Raw genomic sequence first — 21,635 nt, forward strand, 5'->3', positions numbered from 1 at the left:
TTTTTACCCTCGTACACTCAGAAGCCGACAGATCATTGTCGGCTTCATTATTCTTTATTAATTGTAGTATTGCGGAGTTCAATTCATGCCTATCAGTGGAATCATCATTACCAGCACCCCCGAAAATATAGATGCAGTTCTCGCAAGCTTACAACAGATTCCTGAAGTTGAAGTGCACGGAGCTGACGAAAAGGCAAACATTGTAGCTGTGCTTGATACCAAAAGTTCTGAAGATATGGAAACTATCATCGACCGTATCAATAAGGACGAGAAGATTTTAAATGTTGGCGTGACCTACCTCAACACCGAAGATGAGGCGGATAAAATGGCTCAAGGTGAAAAACTGCCTAAACCATTTGGATTTCGCAAACCTGCCTGCTGACAAACTGTCTCTTAAAAGAGACAGTCACCCTCCCATTTCCATTCATATTCACCACCAATCAGAGAACCTCTATTGATATATTGATCGGTAGTAGATCAAGAGCTCTCCCCGATTTTCAATAAAAACAGTATTATTGTTAGGCTTTCAGTAAAGGTTGTGTTTTTTGCTATTTTGAGATGTTTCTCTTAAGACTCAGCCGATCCTCGGAAAATTTGCCCTGAGGGATTGTACAATGTATAATGAGAATGTAACCTAATTCGATTAGTTATATAGGAAGAACGGCAATGATTTATGGTTGTCACAACGTACCTGATACCAATAATTTCCCCCCGTTGCTCCTAACAATTTTTTTGCACTAAAGATGTAGTGTCATAAATGTTTCTTCACTCAAGACTATTTGATGATTTTCTGCATGAACTTAACAATCTGCAAAACTACAAAGACAAAAAATTTGAGGTTTAGAGGAATATTTGGGGTTCTACTGTTCTTTTCTACCTGCCTCTTTCCTTCTTTGCTCATTGGTTCTGAGCCAATTCGCATAGGTGCGGTTTTCTCAACAACTGGTATTGCAGCCCCTCATAATCGGCCAATGCTGGAGATGACGGAGCTGGCGATAGAGGAGCTTAACAGCAAGGGTGGCCTCCTCGGCAGACCGCTTCAACTGATGGTTATCGACAACAACAGCAGCCCTATCGGCTCTTCTATTGCTGCAAATCAGCTGGTTAAAGAGAACGTCTGCGCAGTGATTGGAGCTCACTGGAGTTCTCACTCTCTTGCGATGGCATCTATCCTTCAAAAGGCAAAAATCCCGATGATTTCTCCGGGTTCAACTAACCCTGAGGTAACAAAAGAAAGGAATTATGTTTTCCGAGCATGCTTTATCGATTCCTTTCAGGGGCGTGCTATGGCCAGATTTGCCTATGACGAGCTCAAAGCCAGAAAAGCGGTCGTGGTGACAAATATAGACGAAGACTACAGCACCACCCTGGCGAACTATTTCAGCTCCTCCTTCATGTCTATGGGAGGTAGAATTCAGAAAAATATGAGTTATCGCGGTTCAGCCACCGACTTTTCATCGGCCATAGAGTCAATTGAGTCCATGAAACCTGATGTGATATATATACCTGGCTATACAAGAGATAGTGGTCTTTTCATCAAACAGTCCAGAAAAATGAACCTGAAAACTATTTTTCTTGGGGGCGATGCCTGGGATGAGATTGAAAACGTTGCCCAGGATCATATCAATGGCAATTTTCAATCAGCACCCTGGCACCCCGAGGTACCTTTTCCTGAAAGCAAAAAGCTGCAGCAGCTCTATCAGGAGAAGTTTGGAAAACCCATTCAGAACATGAGTAGTCCTCTGGCCTATGATGCGGTAATGATTCTCGCACAGGCAATTACAAAAGCTGGTTCAGCTGAACCTGTAAAAATCCGTGAGACACTTGCGGAAACTGATCACCTCGGTGCAACCGGCCACATTCAATTTGACCATAATGGCGACCCGATTGATAAGGCGACGATAATCATTGAATTTCAAAACAGTAAAAGAGTCTTTGGAAAGGTGGTATCACCATGAGAAACTTTTTTATATCATCCTTCACCATCACCCTTTTCTTCTTTTGTTCTACTATCTCCCAAGCTGAAGTTGTAAAGATTGGAGCTATATTTGCGTTATCAGGTAAAGCACGAGCGTCCAATGATCCAGCGATTCGGGGAGTTAAGCTGGCCATGAAAGAAATTGCCAAAATAGAGGAAGAGCAAAACTCAAAAAGAGACATTGAAATCATTTTTTTTGATAATGAGAGTACCCCCATTGGCTCTCATCTGGCAGCAATGAAGGCTGTGGAGCAAAATGTCTCTGTTATCATAGGGGCCAGCTGGAGTTCACATTCTCTCTCCATTGCCCGAGTAGCCGAAAAAAATGGTATCCCAATGATTTCTCCCATCTCAACCATTCCCTCTCTTACCAGGATCGGAGATAACATTTTTCGAATCTGCTATACTGATGATTTTCAAGGGAAGGCCATTGCAACATTTGCCTACCTGAATCTTCCATCAAAAACAGCACTGATTTTCACCGATATTGCCAGTGACTTCAGCCTTAATTTATCGAAAACTTTTAAACATACCTACACTGAGCTTGGGGGTGAAATAGTTGATATCGTGGAGTACAAAACGGTAGATGGGGAATTTCAAGCAAAATTGCAACAGACACAAACATTGAAAGCTGATATAGCTTTTCTCTCAGGCCACGATGAAAGTGGCCATATCGCCAAACAGTTGCGCGAAGCTGGTATAGCCGCAATTCCAGTTGGAACTGATGGCTGGGTGGCCGAAAGTTTTTACACTGGAGGGGGCGACACAATTAGCGAGGGATATTATATCAATCACTGGGCTCCCTGCAAAACACCCAAAAAGTGGCAATGGTTTATTAAAAGCTATAGTGGGAAAAATCGTATCATGGCGCCAACTGCACTGGCCTTTGATGCTGTGATGCTGGCCGCAGAAGCTATCAAAAACTCTCCGACAACCGCGAGATCAGACATCAGGAATACCATCCACAACATTCAAAACTATGAAGGATTAACAGGGGTAATACGTTTTGATCAGACTGGGGATGCCCTAAAAGGTGCCTGCATAAATAAGATTACGGATGGGAGATCCTCCCATTTAGAATGTGTGTCACCCTCGCTGTCGGAAACTGCCTGGAGCCCATGAAATTACGATTAGACAGCCTCTCCTCAAAAATCAACCTTGTTACCATCATTGCATTTGTCTGTATTGCTATTGGAAGTATTGCGGCACAGCACTTTATCAATAAAAACCGCTTTAATAATCAGCTTTCTATTACAGAACTTCTACTCGACACACTGTTTAAACAGAAACAGAATGATCTGGCTAACGAGCTTTTTGCCAACCATGAGCTGGCTCTGAAAAGTTCCCTTGATGATATTAAAAACACTGTTGAAGACATCCAGCTTGTCTGCCTCTTGATTGAGAAAAACCCTGGCAAATATTGTTCCGGCAGCGACAGTGGATTAAGTGATACCATTGGCCCTGAAATTCTGGCCGAGCCACAGTTTAGTCTGCTTGCTGAACAAGCAAATTCAATTGCCGTTTACTCCAACAAGATAGAAGTCATCGGAGAAACAATTGGCCACATCGTCATATACTATGACCTGCAGCATATTATTCGTGAGAACAGAAATATCTTTCTCATCTCCGGCTTCATTATCCTCATTGCCACTGTCACCATCCTGGTTCTCCTCAATTTTTTTCTTTCCAAATCGATAATTGGTCCACTGAAATCTCTTAGAAATGGTATGCATTTACTGGAAGAAGGAGCTCTTGGAGAAACAGTTTCAATTAATTCAGATGACGAGATCGGTGAAATTACCCGGGCCTTTAACGATATGTCAGAGAAACTGCAGCGAAACAGAGAGGAGCTTGATCGAGACCAGGAACAGCTTGAGGAACTCATTAAAGAGAGAACTACGGAACTTGAAATAGCAAAAGAACAGGCAGAAAAAGCAAGCAGCGCAAAAAGTGAATTCCTTGCCAACATGAGCCATGAAATCAGAACACCACTCAACGGGGTCATTGGCATCTCTTCCCTGCTCAGGGATACCAAACTCAGTCAGGTGCAGGCACACTACATTGAAAATCTTGAGGCGAGCAGTAGTTCCCTTCGTACAGTGATTGAAGATATTCTAGATTTTTCCAAGATTGAAGTCGGCAAGATGGAGTTAGAACGAGTCAGTTTCAACCTCCTTGAGTTACTCGATAGTTTGCTTGGTCTGGTGAGTCTTAGTGTAGATGACCACGATCTTGAATTGATCTGCTCCGTACCTCCTGATATACCAACTCAACTCATGGGTGATCCTGGCCGGTTGCGGCAGATATTGCTTAACCTCGTTGGCAATGCAATCAAATTTACCAAGAAGGGAGAGATATACATATCCGCTGAGCTCCAATCTCAATCGGAAAACGAAATGCTGCTGAAATTCCGCGTGAAAGATACAGGGATAGGGATTCCTGCTGAAAAGCAACTCCAGCTCTTTGAGAGCTTTTCTCAAGCTGATAACTCTACGACAAGAAAATATGGGGGAACAGGACTGGGGCTTGCTATTTCTAAAGGACTGGTTGAACTTCACGGCGGCAAGATTGGGGTAGAAAGTATCGCGGGTGCCGGCTCACTTTTCTGGTTTACCTGTTCCTTTTTGAGGGCTCCTGCACCCCATAGGGCCGCTAAGCAAATAAGAATTCCGCAAGGTCACCAGATCGTAATTTTCGAGCCGAACAGGAGTCTACAGACGCTCATATCAGAGAGATTACATAGCTGGGGTGCTACTGTTCGACTTTCCGATGATTATACTGCTATCCTGGATATCCTCCGCCCCCAGAAGGAGACATCATCCCCAATTGATCTGATCTTTATGGATATTGAGGCAGCAGGAGAAGATCTTGATTCTCTTCTCACGACTCTCAGGAAAGAGTCTGCCGATACTGGCACGCAGATAGTAGCCATGTCAACATTTAAACAACTTTCATCGATAAAAACCATTATTGAAAAACATTCTCTAGTTACTCTCCAAAAACCAATAAAATTCAGAGGATTAACCGATATAATCAGATCACGCTATGACAGGAATTCTGAGAAAAAGCTAGACCATGCTGACAACAACTCCTCCCAATCAGCACCTACTCCTGGTGAAAAGTTAAAAATATTAATTGCCGAGGATAACCCTATCAACCAGCAGGTTCTTGCAGGAATCATGAATAACCTCGGCTATACTCAACTGAGTCTGGTGAACGACGGAATAGAAGCAATCAGAGCACTGGAGCAGGAGTGGTATGATCTTGTCCTTATGGATATCCAGATGCCTCGCCTTGACGGTGTTAAGGCAACCATGAAAATCCGATCACAAGAGGCAAATATCCTGAATAAATCTGTTGGAATAATTGCAATAACAGCCCATGTGATGAAGGAGGAAAAGGAAAAATTCATCTCCTGCGGCATGAATGGCTATGTGGGTAAACCCATTGACCCTGCCGTTCTGGATAGAGAAGTGAGAAGGGTACTTGATAAAAGAGAAGAGCAAATAGAACCAGAAGTATCTGTTAAAAACGAAACAGCAGAACCTCCAGACCACAATTCACCAAGACAAAATATTTCTGAAGTAGAGATCCTGGATTACGACTACTTTATTGAAAAACTGCAGGGAGATATCGATTTTGCTCATAATATACTCAATACCTTTATAACAGATATGCAAGAGCAGTTGCAGGATCTGGAAAACTCAATAACAAGTGAGGACTTCGAAACAAGTCGAAAATCAGCCCATAGACTCAAAGGCACCAGCGCTAATATCTGTGCGCAACAACTCCATCTACTCTGCAGCGAAATGGAACTGGCAGCTCAAAATGAAAACAAGCCCAGATTACAGGAGCTAATGGTAAAAGCTCAAAAACAACAAAACCTTCTTATAGAACAGATACGCTCATATCTTGCCTGAGATCAAATTGCTCATGAGCGGGCATAAAGCCCAAAGTAACGTTTTCTATGATATAGTTTCCCATCAGAACAGACGAATATAAGGCAAAACATGATTTAACCCCAGGCTTTTAGACACAGGAACAAGAGAGCTTCGAAGTGGCTATAGTAACGTGCAGGGTAACCGGCGAGCCTTAGTGAGACCGAGTTGACCCGTTTGTTAACCAAATATTTATATTATACTTTGACAATAAGACTCTTTGTTAAAGAGCCTTTTCCATTCTTGAAAGTGCTAATTGTATTTTTTCTTAAGCTTGTACTTTGGAGTGGTCTTACCCTCCATAGTTTCTAAGATATAATCACCCTGTTTGGCGACATCGTAGCACTGCCAACCGTAATTTTCAGGTTTTCTACAAAGCTGATTGTTTTCAATTTTCCATTCCCCTGCAACATTCTTTGTTTTTTGGGGAAGGTCAACCCGTACTTTAAAAGTTTGATCTAAAGTATATGTAAATTTAACACCATATCCATTCATCAAATTTTTCCCCTGAAGAGTACCTGTGTACAGTTCAGATAACTCATTGGTCATAGCGAGGACTGCTGCATCAGGTTTTATATGAGCTGAAGTACCATTCATACTGGTTTGAGTACAGGCAGAAAAACTAAAAATACAACTAGTACAAAGTGCTAATAATACTTTCCAAGACATTTTCTGTTCCTTTTCTTAGTTTGGTTTTTTACTTGCCTTCTGTAGAACTGCTAAATGTGATAAATTTCGGTGGAACATTTTGTAAAGACCAACTTCGTTTCTAGTTTAGAAACGAATTATTCTCTGTTTTCCTTTTTTATATGCTACAACACGACAATCTTACTACCAAGTTAACAGGATATCACGTTTACATCGTGTATTTACACAGAAGAGTATCTCGTTAGGCTAGACACAAGATAACAATTTATTATCAATATGTTACCGAATTTCAGCTTTGCACTGTATGAAGTAAACTGTCTATTGCATGACAGAGGTATGATGTTTCCTGTAAAGGTAGACACACCTATTTCTTACGAATTGTATAGAAATGGAATGGCAGCATAGAAGCTCTACCCAAAAGAACCTTAAAACAATTCTTGTTACCTGCAGGTAACACGCCTCCTCTCACTCCGTTACCCCAAGGTAACAACCACACAATCCCAGCAGTGTAAGTTACTGACATCACAACAGAGGCTAAACTGGAACCAAACTTGCTATTTCGATCAGATAGTATCTAACCCTGATGAACGGAATAACGCTGCAGTCTGGTTGTGTCGCTTGGAAGGCTGCCCGGTCTCCCTTTTATTACGATGACAACACAGCCAAAAGAAAAATTTTAAGGAGGATTACGTGCACAAGGAGTCGAAATCCAAATACAACTCCCACCTCATCAAACTGATTATCGCGTTTGTGATCTTTGGAGTAGCTGCATTTTTCGGTCGACAGTTTTTTATCCCAGAGAGCATGGGACAATACGGTCATTATCGAGGTACTGATATTGAAGACCAAAGAAATGTCCCTGTTAAGCTGCAATCCAACGAAGCCTGCTTCGACTGCCACAAACCTATTCGCAAGATTCACAAGAAGGGTGTCCATCAAACTGTATCCTGTGAAATCTGCCACGGTCCATACGGCAACCACATTAAGGATGGCAAAAAGATAGGGACGCTCCCTGTGAAACGTGATGCAGAAATCACAACACTCTGTTTGAGATGTCACAATAAAATCATTCAGGCAAGACCCCGTGAGTCAATAAAGGTCATTGGTATGCCAGAACATCTAGAGCAGAAAAAGGTTCGAATTACCCACAACTGCAATCAGTGTCATATGGTTCACGACCCACTTCTCTGGGTTAAGCAGGCAAAAGAAATGATGGGTATAGCGGAGGCGAAGTAACAATGACACGAGACGAAATACAAAAAGAAATCAGTCAAGATAGGCGAGGTTTTATAAAAAAGGTATTGGGCGGCACCATTGCCGGCTCTCTTCTTTTAGTACTCCCCGCATCAGCCAGAGAAATAGCAGAGCAGATCCCCGGCATGAGGGCAGAGGACTCGGTTTTTACCCAAAAACGATTTGCCTTTGTGGTAGATGTCACAGCCTGTATTGGCTGCGGCTCATGTTGTATTGCCGACAAGGCTGAATACGACGTACCGGACGGGCATTACAGGACCTGGGTTGAGCGGTATGTTATCGACGATCACGACAACGTGTATGTTGATTCACCTGACGGCGGCCTTGGTGGATATACCACTCCACGATCAGGTCTTCCCAACCCTACCCGTGACACTTTTTTTGTGCCTAAACTCTGTAACATGTGTGAAAAGCCGTCCTGTACCCAGGTTTGCCCTGTTGGCGCAACATACAAAACAGAAGACGGCTTTATCCTGGTGGACAAAGACCGGTGTGTAGGCTGTTCCTACTGCGTCCAGGCCTGTCCGTACTCCGTTCGTTTTATTAACCCTAAAACCCACACAGCTGAGAAATGCACATGGTGTTACCACCGTGTCCGAAAAGGGTTGCTACCGGCATGTGTGAGTGTGTGTCCCGTCCACGCCCGTAAGTTCGGAGACCTCAACGATAAAAAATCAGAGGTCTGGAAAATTTTGCATGAACCCCATGTAATTTCGGTTCTCAAGCCCGATATGGGGAACCAACCGGCTCTGCACTATGTAGGCCTCAGAAGGGAGGTGGTCTAATGAGCGCTGTTATGCAACATGGTGATGCCATTTCTGCACTAACCAACTATGTGTTCCCCAACGACCTGCACGTTCACTGGGGGCTCATGATTGTACTCTATCCCTATATTACCGGAATCGTGGCTGGAGCATTCATAGTCTCATCCCTCTACCATGTTTTTGGGATCACAGCACTGAAGCCGATATCAAGATACTCGCTGGTCTTTGCACTTGCCTTTTTATGCTGTGCTACCTGGCCGCTGCTCCTGCACCTTGGTCATCCAGAACGATCGTTTAACATGTTCTTCACGCCTAACCCCACTTCAGCAATGGCAGGTTTTGGATACATCTATTCGGCGTACTTCATCCTCCTTCTCCACGAAATCCTTTTTATCTACCGCCCCACCATGGTGGCGCAGTGGAAGAAGTCGTCAGGGTTAATGAGAAATCTGTACGCCTTTCTCTCTTTTTATAACGACAACCTGTCTAAAGAATCCCTTGCACTAGATCATAAAATTATCAGCTTTCTCGCTGGTATTGGGATTCCCATGGCGTGTACCCTCCACGGTTACGTGGGATTTATATTTGGCGGCATCAAGGCAAATCCACTGTGGGCAACCCCGCTCATGCCGGTTATTTTTCTCCTATCGGCCTGTGTTTCTGGAATTGCTGGGATCATTTTCAGCTATATCCTTATTAAAAAATTCACTGGACAACCTATTGATGTCACCTGTATCCGTACTGCCCTCAAATTTTTATGGGGTTTTTTCATCCTCGACTTTGTCTTTGAGATGCTCGAGGTTTTCAGCCATTTTTATATGTCCACCCACCACTGGCATGTGCTGGAAAATCTTCTCTGGGGACCACTCAACACCACTTACTGGCTCCTGCAGGTAAAAGTGTTCTCTATTATTCCTCTCGTTTTGCTAGGATTTCTTTGTCTTATTAATTTCAAAGACAAACTCATCCTCTTTTTTGCACCCATTGTCTCTCTGATGATTCTTCTTCAAGTTTTACTCATGCGCTGGAACGTTGTCATCGGTGGACAGTTAATGTCCAACTCCACGAGGGGCCAGGTATCCTTTTTCCCTACATGGGAAGGCAGGGAGGGAATTATCGCTGCAATAATTGTTATGGTGGCTCCCCTCGTTATTCTCTTTGTTCTTGGGAAAATATTCCCGTTCTGGATGGGAGAAGAGGCGGAAGACGCCTCATAGGGCAATACATATTTTGATGTAAACAGTTTTTTATCACTGCCTATGAAGGAGGGATATGGAACGAAACGAAGGGTCGGACTCCCCGACAAAGCGGTTTTTAATTTTTATCAAACTGGAGGAAAAAAATGCAACATTGGCGTAAGGTTCTATCGTTAGCATTCCTCGGGTGTTTTGTTGCTGGGTCAGCTTTTGCCACAACAAAATTATCCATGGATGTCACTAATGAGAAAAACAAGGAAATTAATGTAAAATGCATTAATTGCCATTTAAAGGAGAATAACTCACTGGTTCAACAGTGGAAAAACTCTCCCCATGCAGCAGCACAGGACGGTTCTGTCGCCTGTTACACATGTCATGCTGCAGATAAAGACGACCAATTGGGTTACACCCATGAGGGGGCCTTTATTAAATCTATCCAGACTCCAAAAGACTGTGGATACTGTCACGAAAGAGAAGTCAAAGAACAACAAAACTCCCATCACGCTGCAGCCGGTCAGATCATGGCATCGCTTGATAATGTAGTGGGTGAAGTGATCTGTTCCATGGAAGACAAGGCCGATGCTGTTAACGGTTGCTGGCAATGTCACGGTTCTCAGCTTAAAGCTCAGATCGGAGACGATGGAAAAACTCTGAAGAACGAGCATGGCGCAGTTATGCTCGACCCAATGACATATCCAAACTCTGGTGTTGGCCGCCTGAATCCTGACGGCACCAAAGGCGCTTGTAACGCATGTCATGGAAAGCATAGTTTTAGAGCATCTACAGCCCGCCAACCTGAGAACTGTGGTAAATGTCACCTTGGTCCTGATCATCCACAAATTGAGATCTACACTGAGTCTAAGCACGGTATTGCGTACAACTCAGCATCCCGCGCCCATGGCATGAATGGTATGAACATCATGAAGGCTGGCAAATGGGTACTTGGCAAGGATTACTACACTGCCCCTACCTGCTCTACCTGTCACATCGGTTCCTACCAGAAGTCTGACGGTTCTGTTGTTCAAAACACCCATAATGTTGGTGATAGAATTTCCTGGACTCTACGACCAAAGGTCTCTGCCAAGCTGAACAGGGTTGTCTTTGCTGATGGTACTGAGAAAGATATTCCCGGTGATATTCCGCCACAGGCTGGCTCTGAGATTAAGTACAAAGAGTTCAAGTTTGTTGACGGTGCCTGGAAGAAGGTAGCTGTTGAAAAAGAAGCTGTTGAGGTTGTAAGCTGGGAAGACCGCCGTAACAACATGAAAGGTGTTTGTAAGCAGTGTCATGGCGAACAAAAAGTAAGCAATTTTTACAAGCAGTTTGACTCCCTCGTTGTAACGTATAACGAGAAGTTTGCAAAGCCAACCAAGAAGCTTTACGGCATGGCAATGAAAGATGGTTTAATTCACGGATCTACCTTCCATACCGAACTCGGCTGGCATTGGTGGGAACTCTGGCATCATGAAGGACGTCGTGCTCGTCACGGTGCTGCAATGAGTGGACCGGATTATACCCATTGGCATGGAATGTATGATGTTGCCCATAACTTCTATTTCAAATTCATCCCTGAACTTATGCATCTTGCAGAAAAGAAAGGTATGACTGAGAAGTATGAAAAAGAAGTTGGTGCAATTTTGGCCCGACCAGAGCATGCCTGGTACAAAGAAGGTTTTGATGCTGACTTAATGCAGGAAATCAAAGCCGAACAAAAAGATCGCTACAAGCAATAAACTACTACAGTTAGTTCACTTTATTGCATGATCTTTTGCCTAAACAACCACCCCGGCATTTCGCATGTCGGGGTGGTTCTCTTCTAGATAAGGTTAAAACAAGATTATGAGAAATATGTATCTGCTGCTACTGAGTCTACTCTTCGCCTTGACTTCCGCCAGCCAACTACTGGCTGAGGATGGTGCTACTGCAATGAAACGCCTTGGAGGTCAAATTTCAGAGCTGAAACTTGGCTTTGGTGATTACGTTCTTGGCCAGACACTCACTGAACGACAAAAAGAGACCGCCAAGAAAAATGCGATAGAGAAAACCATAAAAGGGAGCTACAAATTTCAGGATAACTCCATCTTTGTCATCGCCAGTAGCGCGGACGATATGGTTATAGGCTTGTACAAAGAAAATCGTTCAGCTTCCCAGCAAGACATGAAGAACATGGTTGGTGAGCTGATGATGCAGTTTGAAGAGCCAACGAAAATGGCCCATGACAAGCTCGTATACTGGGCATTTAACAGAGAAGGTCACATACCTCAGGACCTTTTTGACCTGGCTAAATCTACAGATTCCGAGATAATCGCAACGGTCAAATTTTCAAGCGATCAACCTATCAGGCCATCAGACAAACCCAAAGAAGGTGAGGAATCAAAAGTAAAAGAGAGTGATAAACCTGCTTCAATATATGCTATGATCACCTCTGATCCACTCTCAAAGATTTTTATGGCTCAAAATAAATAAGCCCGGTACGCTGGGGATAAGTACCTGTCATCAACCTTTCTGGACACTACTATGATTAACAAAATACTCGCCTGCCTTGCACTCAGTCTCTTTTTAACAGGCTGCGCGCAGCAACAACAAAAGGTCCCGATCTATGAAAGAAAAACAGTTGATGACTCAGAAAGAAGATCTGGCCCTGCAATGCTGCTCTATGAACAGGCGGAAATTGATCAAGACATAAATGACAACGTGATAGTCACCCCGCCTGCCCCGGAAAAGACGGATGATTCACACCAGGCTGATACTGCTACCAAACAGTAACACCTCCCCTGCTCGCAGAGCTACTCTGCGAGCCAGGCCTCTGCCTCTACAACCGCCTCTCTATCAAAGGCTTTTATCTCAAGGCCCGGAATTAACATTCCCTCAAATTGGCTAAACGTCTTAACCATGTTTTGTCGCATAGTATTGGAGCACGGCCGAATCGTTTAATCAATGTAAACAGTTCAGGCAAACGTGACAGTTCAATTCCAAGTGCTCCAAGGGTGGGAAATTGAAAATCGCCGATGGTGTAAAGCATGCGACCAGCCTCAATCCCCTCCCCCTTCCCTACGAGTTCATCTAGTACTGCCCGCATATCATTACCATCAAGCTTTCCGGAAGTACGTTACACCCATGGAGTTTTCAATTTATGAGGAGACTCTTACTTCCCAAACAATTTACCAGCAAGACCAATAGCGCCCTCAATTCCACCAATAGCATCGAGTAAAGAGCCGCCGCTACTGCCTTGATCCATGATTTGCGGTAGGGCCTCAGACAAGCCGCCAACAGCCTCATCTGTACTCAAACCAAGTTGTGAGGCAAAATCCGCAATTTTATCTGAGCCTAAAACACTTGTCACCTGCTCAGGAGAAATCCCTTCATTACCACCATCACCGAGCCATGACTTTGCAATATCACCGAGACCACCAGCATCAAGATTACTCAGTATAGAACCAAGATCAAAACCCTGACCACCTGTCAAGCCTGAAAGTGCGGAAACAATTGAGCCAATATCCAGATTAGACCCTGCATCACCGCTCAAATTGCTTTCGCTAAATACCTTTGCGCCCATCTGTAGCAAATCGTCCATGTTCATCCTGTCACCTCTTTGTCATATTTCATTTGAAAAATATCCCTCCCCCATACAATCAGCCCTCAGATATATACTATTGAGGTACGATTTAGAAGGTAATCAATCAACCACGGAGAGACCAGTAAGCTTTTGGTAGTTATTACTCACCTGACCTTAGAATAAGGATAATTTTATTGATAAGCCAGCTCCACCCAGTTGATAACACTCACAAGAAAGGAGTACTTAACAAAGAGCCAAAAAATCATCCCAGATAAGTGTTGTATAGCCTGAACCTTTAGTTATCACATTGCTGGCAATTGCACAGCCCAGTCGTTCAACAGGAATCCCTCTGTATTTTCGCAATCGCCCCATTAGGAACGGCGTGAGTAATGGCCAGATTTTGAGGGTAATTGCCTGGGAAAGACCGTAGCGATTCGTTGGTGTTAAAATCATAGAGGGCATAAAAACACTCAACCGTTCAAACTGCAGACCCTTGAGCTCTTCCACCAACTCACCTTTTGTCCGAAGGTAAAATGACCTGGATTGAGGATGAATAGCAACAGAGGCCAATAGTTGAAAATGGACAATTCCTGCAACCTTGCATCCTCTCGCAAAATCAAGAACAGCATCCTTGTCGATCCGAAGAAACTCCTCACGCCCCATTTTACTGGGCTCTCCAACCCCAAGGGTACAAATCGCGGTATCATGTCCTGCAAGATATCTTTGATAACTTGTTGGATCAAAGATATCAATAGTCTCCTGCTGCACCTTTGTGCTCTCTGGGGCTGGAAAGCGCCTGCGACCAAGTAAGGTCAGTCGCTCGATATTTTCAATGGTAAGAAGTTTATTAACCGTCTCGGTTCCAACAGCACCAGTTGCACCTAACATCACCACTGACTTTTTTTCTATCTCTACACTTTGCATGAATCATGGACCTCAAAGTCTGAAATACTCTTACTTGCTCTTTGCAATAAGGCGATCATTGAGTTGAATGAGCCTACTGTCCCCTCTGGCAAGGCTCTTTGACTTCAGGCACAACTGTACCGTTTTACCAAGTTGATGCTGGGAATAGGCAATTTCAGCTAAGGTATGCCAGTAATAACCGTTCTTTGGCTCAATTCGTAACGCGCGTTCCATTGCAAGCTCTGCCTGTCGGTACTCCTTTTGTGCCAGTAACCCCTGAGCTTTTTTATGCAGTGGTGCTGCAGGTCCGACCAAAACATCAGTCTCTGGAGGTGTCGGAGTAACTTGTACATCCTCAGTTGTGGACTCCGGATAATCCCGCTGATCTGACGGATGATAGACCGGAACTGCTGGCCTTCCACCACAGCCATAGAGGAATAGACCCATAAAAAGTAGTACAGCAAATGAACATATCTTTTTCTGGGTAAACCTTTTTTTTGTATTATCTTCCATGACATCCCACCCCCATGGGGTTAGTTAAACAATTTATTTATTGACTTCATAAGGTTACGTGCTTCCTGCTCAATGGATTGCAGCCCTGATGAAACGGATGTCCTCGTATTTTGGGGTTCTGTTCCTTTGATAAACGGAAGTCGTGTTGTGTATGGTCCCTCATATTCAGGACCATGAATCGAGCGTATATCTATTTCACCCCAGACAAGATCAGAAGATGGTTCCAGAGAAGATGGCCCATCCTCAAGGGACTCCATTATATTGCCCCAGACCTTCAGAGCTCCAGAACTGCCTGTAAACGGCGTTGGTTTATTGTCGTCTCTCCCAAGCCAGACTACCCCACTATAATCATTTGAAAAGCCCGCAAACCAGCTGTCTCTAAGGCCATCGGACGTACCTGTTTTACCCGCGTAAAACCTGTCGGGACTAAAAGGAAAGCCACGGCCTGTCCCTTCGGTTACGACTCTTGACAGGGCATGGGTCAACAACTCCAGCAAGGCCGGTGAAAACCGCTGCTCAATCTCAAGCCCATAGCGGGTAACAAGCTCACCGTCTTTTGTTATAACACTCTGAATAGAGCGTAACGGCAGATAAAAGCCACCAGATGCAATAGTCTGATAGAGTTGACTCACCTGTAAGGGAGACATATCAATAGCCCCCAGGAGAAGCGAAGGGTAGGCTTCTATCTGCTCTCCATAGCCAAGTTTTTCTATGGTCTCTATAACCTTTTCAACCCCGACATTGAGCCCCAGGTGAATAGTCGCAAGATTATAGGATTTGGCCAAGGCATAATAGAAGGGTACCAGTCCATGCTCTTTCTTATCATAGTTCTTAGGTTTCCAGTTTCTATCACTCCACTCCAGGCCATCCACACTGTCAAGTAGTGGAGTTGCCAGGGTATAACCTTCTGAAAGACCGGTTAAAAACACAGCAGGTTTTACAAGAGAGCCTATGGGACGCTGCGCATCAAGCGCCCTGTTAAAACTACCTGAAGAGGTTTCTTTTCCACCAACTAAACCAAGAACTTCCCCACTTTCCCTGCCTGTAATTATGGCTGCTCCCTCAACCTCTTGCGCATTACGCCCTTCTCCAATACTGGCAAGCGTCTCTTTGAGCTGATCCTCAACCTGCCACTGTACCTGAGGATCGAGGTTCGTAAGTATCCGCAGACCACTGGTTTGCAGGTCATCTTTCTGATATTCATCTTGTAATTGAAAACGAACAAGATCCAGATAGGCAGGAAAGCGGTTAAAACCATTTTTCTGTTTCAAACCCAATCCAAGAGATTCGGCCAAAAGTTCTGGATATTCCTCTTTAGTGATGATCTGTTCCTCAAGAAACACCCCCAGCACCACATCTCGTCTGGCCTTGCAACGATCGGGATATCTTCTTGGATCATAATATGACGCACCCTTAACCATTCCGATTAAAGTGGCTATCTGGCCCTTCGAAAGATCGTTTAAATCCTTTTGAAAGTAGAACTGACTCGCCAACCCAAAACCGTGAATGGCCCTTGCACCATCCTGTCCCAGAAAGACCTCATTGATATACGCGGCCAGAATTTCATCTTTTGAGTAGTGATAATCAAGAAGAAGGGCCATTAAGGCCTCATTCACCTTGCGTTTTAATGTCCTGTCACGATCAAGATACAGGTTTTTCACCAACTGCTGGGTGAGCGTAGAACCTCCCTGAACGGTTTTTCCTGCCTTAAAATTTGTAATAAGCGCCCGGCCGATACCAAGTGGAGACACGCCATGGTGAGACGTAAAGGCCTTATCTTCAACCGCTATGATACCAAGTCGGAGTAAATCCGGTATCTCTTTAAGTGCAAGCACCAACCTGTCTTCATGAACTTGTGGATGGAAACTGCCAATGCGGGCAGGATCTAATCGTACAAAGTCAATTTCTTCTTCAGTCTCCCCGGAGCGAATAGTTGAAATGACACCATTTTCAATTGTGAGATACATGGCAACAGACTTTTCAAAGCCTGAAGCAAAGTGAAAACCCCTTGTATAGATGCCAAAGGTTCCTCCCTCCCTGAAATATCCGCCGGCTGCTGTGACGGGCGCCTCCTTTCTGTAATCGGCGAGCTGAAGTTCTTTCTCTAAAAGATCAGGATCAAGTTTTTTAGAAGGATACAGCTCCAAGGGTCTTGCAAAGACTATAGCGGGGAGTTCCCATTTTTTTCCATCAAATTTTTGTTGTATAACTCTGTTAAGCTTCGTCACATAATTGTAGGTAAAATAAGTAACTGATGTTGATACAGCTATGACGAGAAAAAGAAAAACGGGGAAAAATGATCTATTTTTCATGGTCCAAGAGGTTGTTTATTTAAAGTAGAGAACACAGTGTAGTAAGAAAGCTTAATTTTGAAGTTTCTAACGCTACATCCACCTACAGGTTATCACGTGCCCGCGAACGATTTTCTCCACGAACATCCCTACGATGTATTCATACCAGATGGAACCACGAAAATCATTGTCGGAACACTGCCACCACCCCGATTTTCTGTAAAAAAATTAAAAGAAAGGGATGTAGATTTCTGTTACGGCAGCTGTGACGGTATGCTCTGGCCAGTTCTCGACGTAATTTTCGATCTCTCCCTTCGCTTTGATAATTCAACAGAGGCTGTCATTGAGCGAAAAAACTTCCTCAAAAAACAACACATCGGGATCTGCGATATAGTAGCCTCATGCACCCGACAAAAAATTGACGCCTCTGACATTGGTATGTCCAACATCATTCTACGAGATATCCTCTTTCAGTTGAGAACACATAAAAGCTTAAACACAATCATTTTCACAGGGGGAAGTTCTAAAAATGGGCCGGAATATTTCTTCAGGAAACAACTTAAAGAACATGGTCTACAGCTTACTTGTATCCATGAGACCATTCCCAGAAAACATAGATTTTCCTATTCGGGAAAAGAGATAACAACTATTGCACTGACCTCTCCCTCAAATGCTGCAAACAGGGCAATAGGTAGTACGGCGCTGTACAAAAGAAAAAAAGCTGCTCATCCTGACTACACGACACTTGATTATCGGATTGAACAGTATCGCGAAGTATTTCTGAAATAACTATCCCCGGTAAAGGGAAGTACGCCGGGATACGTGCCTACAACAAACTTTTAAGCACATTTATAACAGATTCTTTTCTATTTAAGAGAATAGCCTTCACCTTCTTCTCTTTGAGGTCCAGGATATCTCCCATCGAGAAAGAATCAACATCCAGCCGACAAATTAAAACCCGGCCGCCCTGACTCTTATGAAGAAATTCTAATTGGCGATAAAATCTTGGTGATCCGTCATTTGTTACAAGTAACAGTCGTGAAACACGGTCGCTCTGATTATTCACTTTTTGCAAGCCGTGCAATTCATTTTTTAAGGTCTTTTCAACCTCAGCAAAACCAATAACCAATTCGTCTCGAAATTTCGCAAAACAAATCTGTTTACGCAGTTCCGGGTTGAGTTTTAAAAGAGGAATAGAAATGCTCGAATCACTACAAAGCTCGATGCTCTCTTGTTCTAATACCGCCCGTACACCTGACTCGACGCCTTCCTTCTCTAACTGTTTTGGTAATTTCATTCTTTTCCTATACTACTATTATACACACAATACCTTACGAGAAGGGACTTTGAGCTCTATAAATTAGACTCCCGCACACGTTCTTTACTCAACACGCTCAGTCTCAGGAGCTGTCATTTCATGGACCTTAGCCTTGGTCATATCCACTATTTCTGCAGAACCTTCTTTTGTTTTTACCCAGGTCTTTTTGCTTTTTTCAGCAGCATTTTTGGCAGCATCCTCAGAGGATTCAACCGTTTTATCTATTATTTCATTGCTCTTATCTACGGCGCTAGACCATGCCTCAGCACTCTTTTTTTTCATTTTCTCATAGGATTTCTCTGTGGAATCTTTGGTCTTATCCCAACTTTCCTCAGATGCCTCACCAACTGCTTTTACTGCCTCGGAAATCTCTTTACCGGCCTTACTCCATTTGCTTGGTTGCGCAGCTGTAATTTCACCTTCCACAGGCGCCTCAGTAGCGTATCCATTTGTTGCAACAGGCATAAAGCCCAAAATAACCAATGAGAATAAAACGAATATGCATTTTTGATATAACATCTTTTCCCCTTTTAAATAGAACAAATTAACGCAACGGAGGTGCGTAAAGCAGCCCGCCATCAGTCCATAATTTATTCATTCCCCTCTCTATGTTCAAAGACGAATCGACCCCCAGGTTACGTTCAAAAATTTGCCCATAGTTACCAACCTGTCGAATGATATTCGCCGCCCAGTCACTTCCAAGACCAAGCCCTATACCACTATTTCCCTCAAGACCGAAAAACCTCCTCATATCAAGGCGGTTACTAATCTTCATTGATTCAATATTCTCTCTGGTAATACCCAGCTCCTCACCATTTATCATGGCAAAAAGTGTCCATCTCACAATATTAAACCAGACATCGTCACCCTGTCGAACCACTGGTCCAAGGGGTTCTTTGGCGATGACATCGCTGAGAATTGTCGCAGAATCAGGATTTCTCATCTCTTTTTTAATCCCGTACAAACGAGACTGTTTAAGTGAAATGGCATCACAACTACCACCTAATCCTTTTACAGCAAGCTCCCAGGACTCATAGGGGATGAGTTTAAAATCCATTATATTGCGATCTGAATAGTCAGCGAGCCGGACAGCCTCATCGGAATCAACAGCAACGCAAACCTTTGCCTTTTTCAGATCTTTTACTGACTCCGCCTGCAATTTACTCAGCACAAGAAACCCCTGGCTATCGTAATAACTGGTTCCAACAAAATGAACAGACAGTGCAGAATCTCTTGTAAAGGTCCACTCAGCCTGTCGGGCCAAGAGATCAACCTTCCCAGAAAGAAGAGCGGTGTATGCTTCATTGCTCCCAAGAGGAGAGAACTCAACTTTTGAACTGTCACCAAGGGTGGCAACGGCCACAGCCCTGCAGAAATCAACATCAAAGCCAGACCACTGCCCTTTAGAATCAACAGAGGAGAAACCGGGGACTCCGGTGGACACCCCACATTGCAGGTAGCCTCTTTTTACAATTTCCTCCCTGGTGTAACCATGTACCTGAGAGGCGAACAGAAGCCCGAACAGCAGAGCTAAAATCCAGTTTTTAATTTGCATAACAGTATGTTATTAAATATTTTTCGCATAACGTAGAGTTCTTTCAATATGTATACAAACATACCAGCACCCGTGCTAATTGTCCATTGAAACAGCGACTGCGGTTACTGTTAACCTTCGGGTTACCCCGCCTTTATTTCCATAGCCTGCTGAGAAAATACCTGATAAGATGCTCATTGTTTTAAGAACAGTTCTGACTGTAGACTATCACGCTGTAGTTAATATACGACACTATTTTTTCCATACCAACACCATCAATCCAGGCAGGTTCTTCTACATTGCAAAAACAAAACAACAAATCGGCCAGATATTGTGCCGCAAAAATTCTTTGTTCCCTATTTAAGAGTCAAAAACCCGTAAAACCCATCTTTGATCGTGTAGTCCAGGAAAACAATCTTCCATCCAACGATCGTAACCTCACCATGCAATTGGTGTACGGCGTACTGCGCCAGCGCCAGTTTCTTGATAAGATTCTCGCCATGCTCTCCCGAACCCCAATCCGCAAACTGGACCCTTTTGTACACCAGGCTCTGGCAGTCGGCTTATTTCAGATATTCTTTCTCTCGCGTATTCCTGAATCAGCTGCGGTAAACGAAGCTGTAAATAGCTGTAAGGCAGGAAAAATCCACAAACGTCTCCATGGTTTTGTAAATGGTGTTCTGAGACAAGCTATCCGCACAAAAGATGAATTGAAACAAAAAGCGGGTAAACACAAAGGTAAGAAGATTCCTAATCATCCTGAGTGGATGGTTGCAAGGTGGCAAAAACATTTTGGTAATGATGCCACGACACAGCTCTGCGAAAGTAATAACTCACCTCCCGTACTGTCACTTAGAATCAATACAACCCAGGTAGATCCGGCCAGTTTTTTAGCTCTTCTGGCTGATGATAACATTGAAGCCGAAGCTGGTCGCTACTCAAGTGAAGCTATCATTCTGCCAAACTTTTCAGGATCTATTGCTGCACTTCCTGGCTACGACAAAGGATTCTTCCAGGTTCAGGACGAGGCGGCTCAACTTGCAACAACCCTGCTATCACCATTTATCCATGGAGGGCAATATCTCGATGGTTGCGCAGGGCTTGGTGGTAAAACATCCCATATTATCCAGAAGATTATCCCCCTGACCGGACAGGTGCACGCGGTAGACCCCGAATCCTTTCGCCTTGAAAAACTTGCAGAAAACATGCAGCGCCTTTTTGAAACCCCACCACTTGTGGTTCATGAAACAAGCCTGCTTGATCTCAGCCCAAAAACACTCCCATCCTTTGACGGTATTCTCATAGATGCACCCTGTTCTGGAACCGGAGTCATTGGCAGGCATCCGGACATACGCTGGAACAGGCAATTAGACGATTTACAATATTATCAGGCTGAACAGATCGCCCTACTATCCCATGGGGCAACACTGCTTAAAACCGGCGGGGTTCTGGTCTATGCAACCTGCTCACTTGAGCCTGAGGAAAACGCAGAAGTGGTTCACGCGTTTCTTCTGGATAATCCTGAATATGAGTTGACCGACTGCAGGGATTTTCTTCCGGAATCAGCCCATCATTTCGTGAGAGATGGCTTTTTCCATCCCCTGCCCAGTGGCTCTATAGATGGATTTTTTGCAGCACGACTCATGAAGTGTGGATGAGCCAATGGACACTCAGATGTCCATCTACAAAGGCGCCCATAAAAGTATGCCTTAAGCCAAGCTTTTTCTTTGCCAAGGATAATA

Annotated in this window: 20 protein-coding genes and 1 pseudogene; 12 read left to right on the plus strand and 9 right to left on the minus strand. The window is 43.9% G+C overall.

Annotation, left to right across the window (positions count from 1 at the left end):
- Positions 1-85 precede the first annotated feature (85 nt).
- The 4 genes from ACX6CI_RS16225 to ACX6CI_RS16240 all read left to right on the plus strand — a co-directional run bounded on the left by ACX6CI_RS16225 (position 86) and on the right by ACX6CI_RS16240 (position 5,898).
- Positions 86-382, plus strand: a complete 297-nt coding sequence (locus ACX6CI_RS16225) for a chaperone NapD (protein ID WP_458774695.1) — start codon at positions 86-88, stop codon at positions 380-382.
- Between the two features lie 412 nt (positions 383-794).
- Positions 795-1,958 (plus strand): ABC transporter substrate-binding protein, encoded by a 1,164-nt coding sequence (locus ACX6CI_RS16230; RefSeq protein ID WP_458774696.1) that lies wholly within the window; start codon positions 795-797, stop codon positions 1,956-1,958.
- Positions 1,955-3,100 (plus strand): ABC transporter substrate-binding protein, encoded by a 1,146-nt coding sequence (locus ACX6CI_RS16235; RefSeq protein WP_458774697.1) that lies wholly within the window; start codon positions 1,955-1,957, stop codon positions 3,098-3,100. The genes ACX6CI_RS16230 and ACX6CI_RS16235 overlap by 4 nt, the downstream gene beginning before the upstream one ends.
- Positions 3,097-5,898, plus strand: coding sequence for a response regulator (locus ACX6CI_RS16240; protein WP_458774698.1), 2,802 nt, complete (start codon positions 3,097-3,099; stop codon positions 5,896-5,898). Before ACX6CI_RS16235 ends, ACX6CI_RS16240 begins: the two co-directional genes overlap by 4 nt.
- A 270-nt stretch (positions 5,899-6,168) precedes the next feature.
- On the opposite strand, the gene ACX6CI_RS16245 is transcribed toward ACX6CI_RS16240, so the two are convergent.
- Positions 6,169-6,585, minus strand: a complete 417-nt coding sequence (locus ACX6CI_RS16245; protein ID WP_458774699.1) for a hypothetical protein — start codon at positions 6,583-6,585, stop codon at positions 6,169-6,171.
- A 669-nt stretch (positions 6,586-7,254) separates the two neighbouring features.
- Between ACX6CI_RS16245 and ACX6CI_RS16250 the strand changes: the two genes are divergently transcribed.
- From ACX6CI_RS16250 to ACX6CI_RS16275, 6 genes are all read left to right on the plus strand, one after another.
- The gene (locus ACX6CI_RS16250) at positions 7,255-7,800 is read left to right on the plus strand and encodes a hypothetical protein (protein WP_458774700.1); all 546 of its coding nucleotides are present in this window, start codon (positions 7,255-7,257) and stop codon (positions 7,798-7,800) included.
- A gap of 2 nt (positions 7,801-7,802) precedes the next feature.
- Positions 7,803-8,603 carry a 4Fe-4S dicluster domain-containing protein gene (locus tag ACX6CI_RS16255; RefSeq protein WP_458774701.1) on the plus strand — a complete coding sequence of 267 codons (801 nt, stop codon included), beginning with the start codon at positions 7,803-7,805 and terminating at the stop codon, positions 8,601-8,603.
- Complete coding sequence (gene nrfD, locus ACX6CI_RS16260; RefSeq protein WP_458774702.1) at positions 8,603-9,799, plus strand: NrfD/PsrC family molybdoenzyme membrane anchor subunit; 1,197 nt, start codon at positions 8,603-8,605, stop codon at positions 9,797-9,799. Before ACX6CI_RS16255 ends, nrfD begins: the two co-directional genes overlap by 1 nt.
- Before the next feature lie 125 nt (positions 9,800-9,924).
- On the plus strand, positions 9,925-11,511 hold the full coding sequence (locus tag ACX6CI_RS16265; protein WP_458774703.1) for a multiheme c-type cytochrome: 1,587 nt from the start codon (positions 9,925-9,927) through the stop codon (positions 11,509-11,511).
- Positions 11,512-11,617: 106 nt separating this feature from the next.
- Complete coding sequence (locus ACX6CI_RS16270) at positions 11,618-12,244, plus strand: hypothetical protein (protein WP_458774704.1); 627 nt, start codon at positions 11,618-11,620, stop codon at positions 12,242-12,244.
- 51 nt (positions 12,245-12,295) lie between these two features.
- On the plus strand, positions 12,296-12,544 hold the full coding sequence (locus ACX6CI_RS16275) for a hypothetical protein (protein ID WP_458774705.1): 249 nt from the start codon (positions 12,296-12,298) through the stop codon (positions 12,542-12,544).
- Between the two features lie 20 nt (positions 12,545-12,564).
- Here the strand turns inward: ACX6CI_RS16275 and ACX6CI_RS16280 are convergent.
- The 5 genes and pseudogenes from ACX6CI_RS16280 to mrcB form a co-directional block, all read right to left on the minus strand.
- A pseudogene (locus tag ACX6CI_RS16280) lies at positions 12,565-12,857 on the minus strand (SpoIIAA family protein).
- Positions 12,858-12,923: 66 nt separating this feature from the next.
- Complete coding sequence (locus tag ACX6CI_RS16285; RefSeq protein ID WP_458774706.1) at positions 12,924-13,352, minus strand: YidB family protein; 429 nt, start codon at positions 13,350-13,352, stop codon at positions 12,924-12,926.
- A gap of 225 nt (positions 13,353-13,577) precedes the next feature.
- Positions 13,578-14,258: a Rossmann-fold NAD(P)-binding domain-containing protein gene (locus ACX6CI_RS16290; protein ID WP_458774707.1), complete on the minus strand. Its 681-nt coding sequence runs from the start codon at positions 14,256-14,258 to the stop codon at positions 13,578-13,580.
- 30 nt (positions 14,259-14,288) lie between these two features.
- Positions 14,289-14,750, minus strand: a complete 462-nt coding sequence (locus ACX6CI_RS16295; protein ID WP_458774708.1) for a tetratricopeptide repeat protein — start codon at positions 14,748-14,750, stop codon at positions 14,289-14,291.
- Between the two features lie 20 nt (positions 14,751-14,770).
- Complete coding sequence (gene mrcB / locus ACX6CI_RS16300) at positions 14,771-17,062, minus strand: penicillin-binding protein 1B (RefSeq protein WP_458774709.1); 2,292 nt, start codon at positions 17,060-17,062, stop codon at positions 14,771-14,773.
- Between the two features lie 96 nt (positions 17,063-17,158).
- Here mrcB and ACX6CI_RS16305 point away from each other — a divergent pair, with 96 nt between their 5' ends.
- A complete protein-coding gene (locus ACX6CI_RS16305) occupies positions 17,159-17,830 on the plus strand; it encodes a uracil-DNA glycosylase family protein (protein WP_458774710.1) in 672 nt (223 codons plus the stop codon).
- A gap of 37 nt (positions 17,831-17,867) precedes the next feature.
- Here ACX6CI_RS16305 and ACX6CI_RS16310 read toward each other — a convergent pair whose 3' ends face one another.
- From ACX6CI_RS16310 to ACX6CI_RS16320, 3 genes are all read right to left on the minus strand, one after another.
- Positions 17,868-18,338, minus strand: coding sequence for a hypothetical protein (locus ACX6CI_RS16310; RefSeq protein WP_458774711.1), 471 nt, complete (start codon positions 18,336-18,338; stop codon positions 17,868-17,870).
- An 84-nt stretch (positions 18,339-18,422) separates the two neighbouring features.
- The gene (locus tag ACX6CI_RS16315) at positions 18,423-18,878 is read right to left on the minus strand and encodes a hypothetical protein (RefSeq protein ID WP_458774712.1); all 456 of its coding nucleotides are present in this window, start codon (positions 18,876-18,878) and stop codon (positions 18,423-18,425) included.
- A gap of 25 nt (positions 18,879-18,903) precedes the next feature.
- Positions 18,904-19,914 (minus strand): amino acid ABC transporter substrate-binding protein, encoded by a 1,011-nt coding sequence (locus ACX6CI_RS16320; RefSeq protein ID WP_458774713.1) that lies wholly within the window; start codon positions 19,912-19,914, stop codon positions 18,904-18,906.
- A gap of 278 nt (positions 19,915-20,192) precedes the next feature.
- Between ACX6CI_RS16320 and rsmB the strand changes: the two genes are divergently transcribed.
- Positions 20,193-21,551: a 16S rRNA (cytosine(967)-C(5))-methyltransferase RsmB gene (rsmB, locus tag ACX6CI_RS16325; protein ID WP_458774714.1), complete on the plus strand. Its 1,359-nt coding sequence runs from the start codon at positions 20,193-20,195 to the stop codon at positions 21,549-21,551.
- Positions 21,552-21,635: the final 84 nt, after the last annotated feature.

It is taken from the genome of Desulforhopalus glucosivorans (assembly GCF_054397165.1).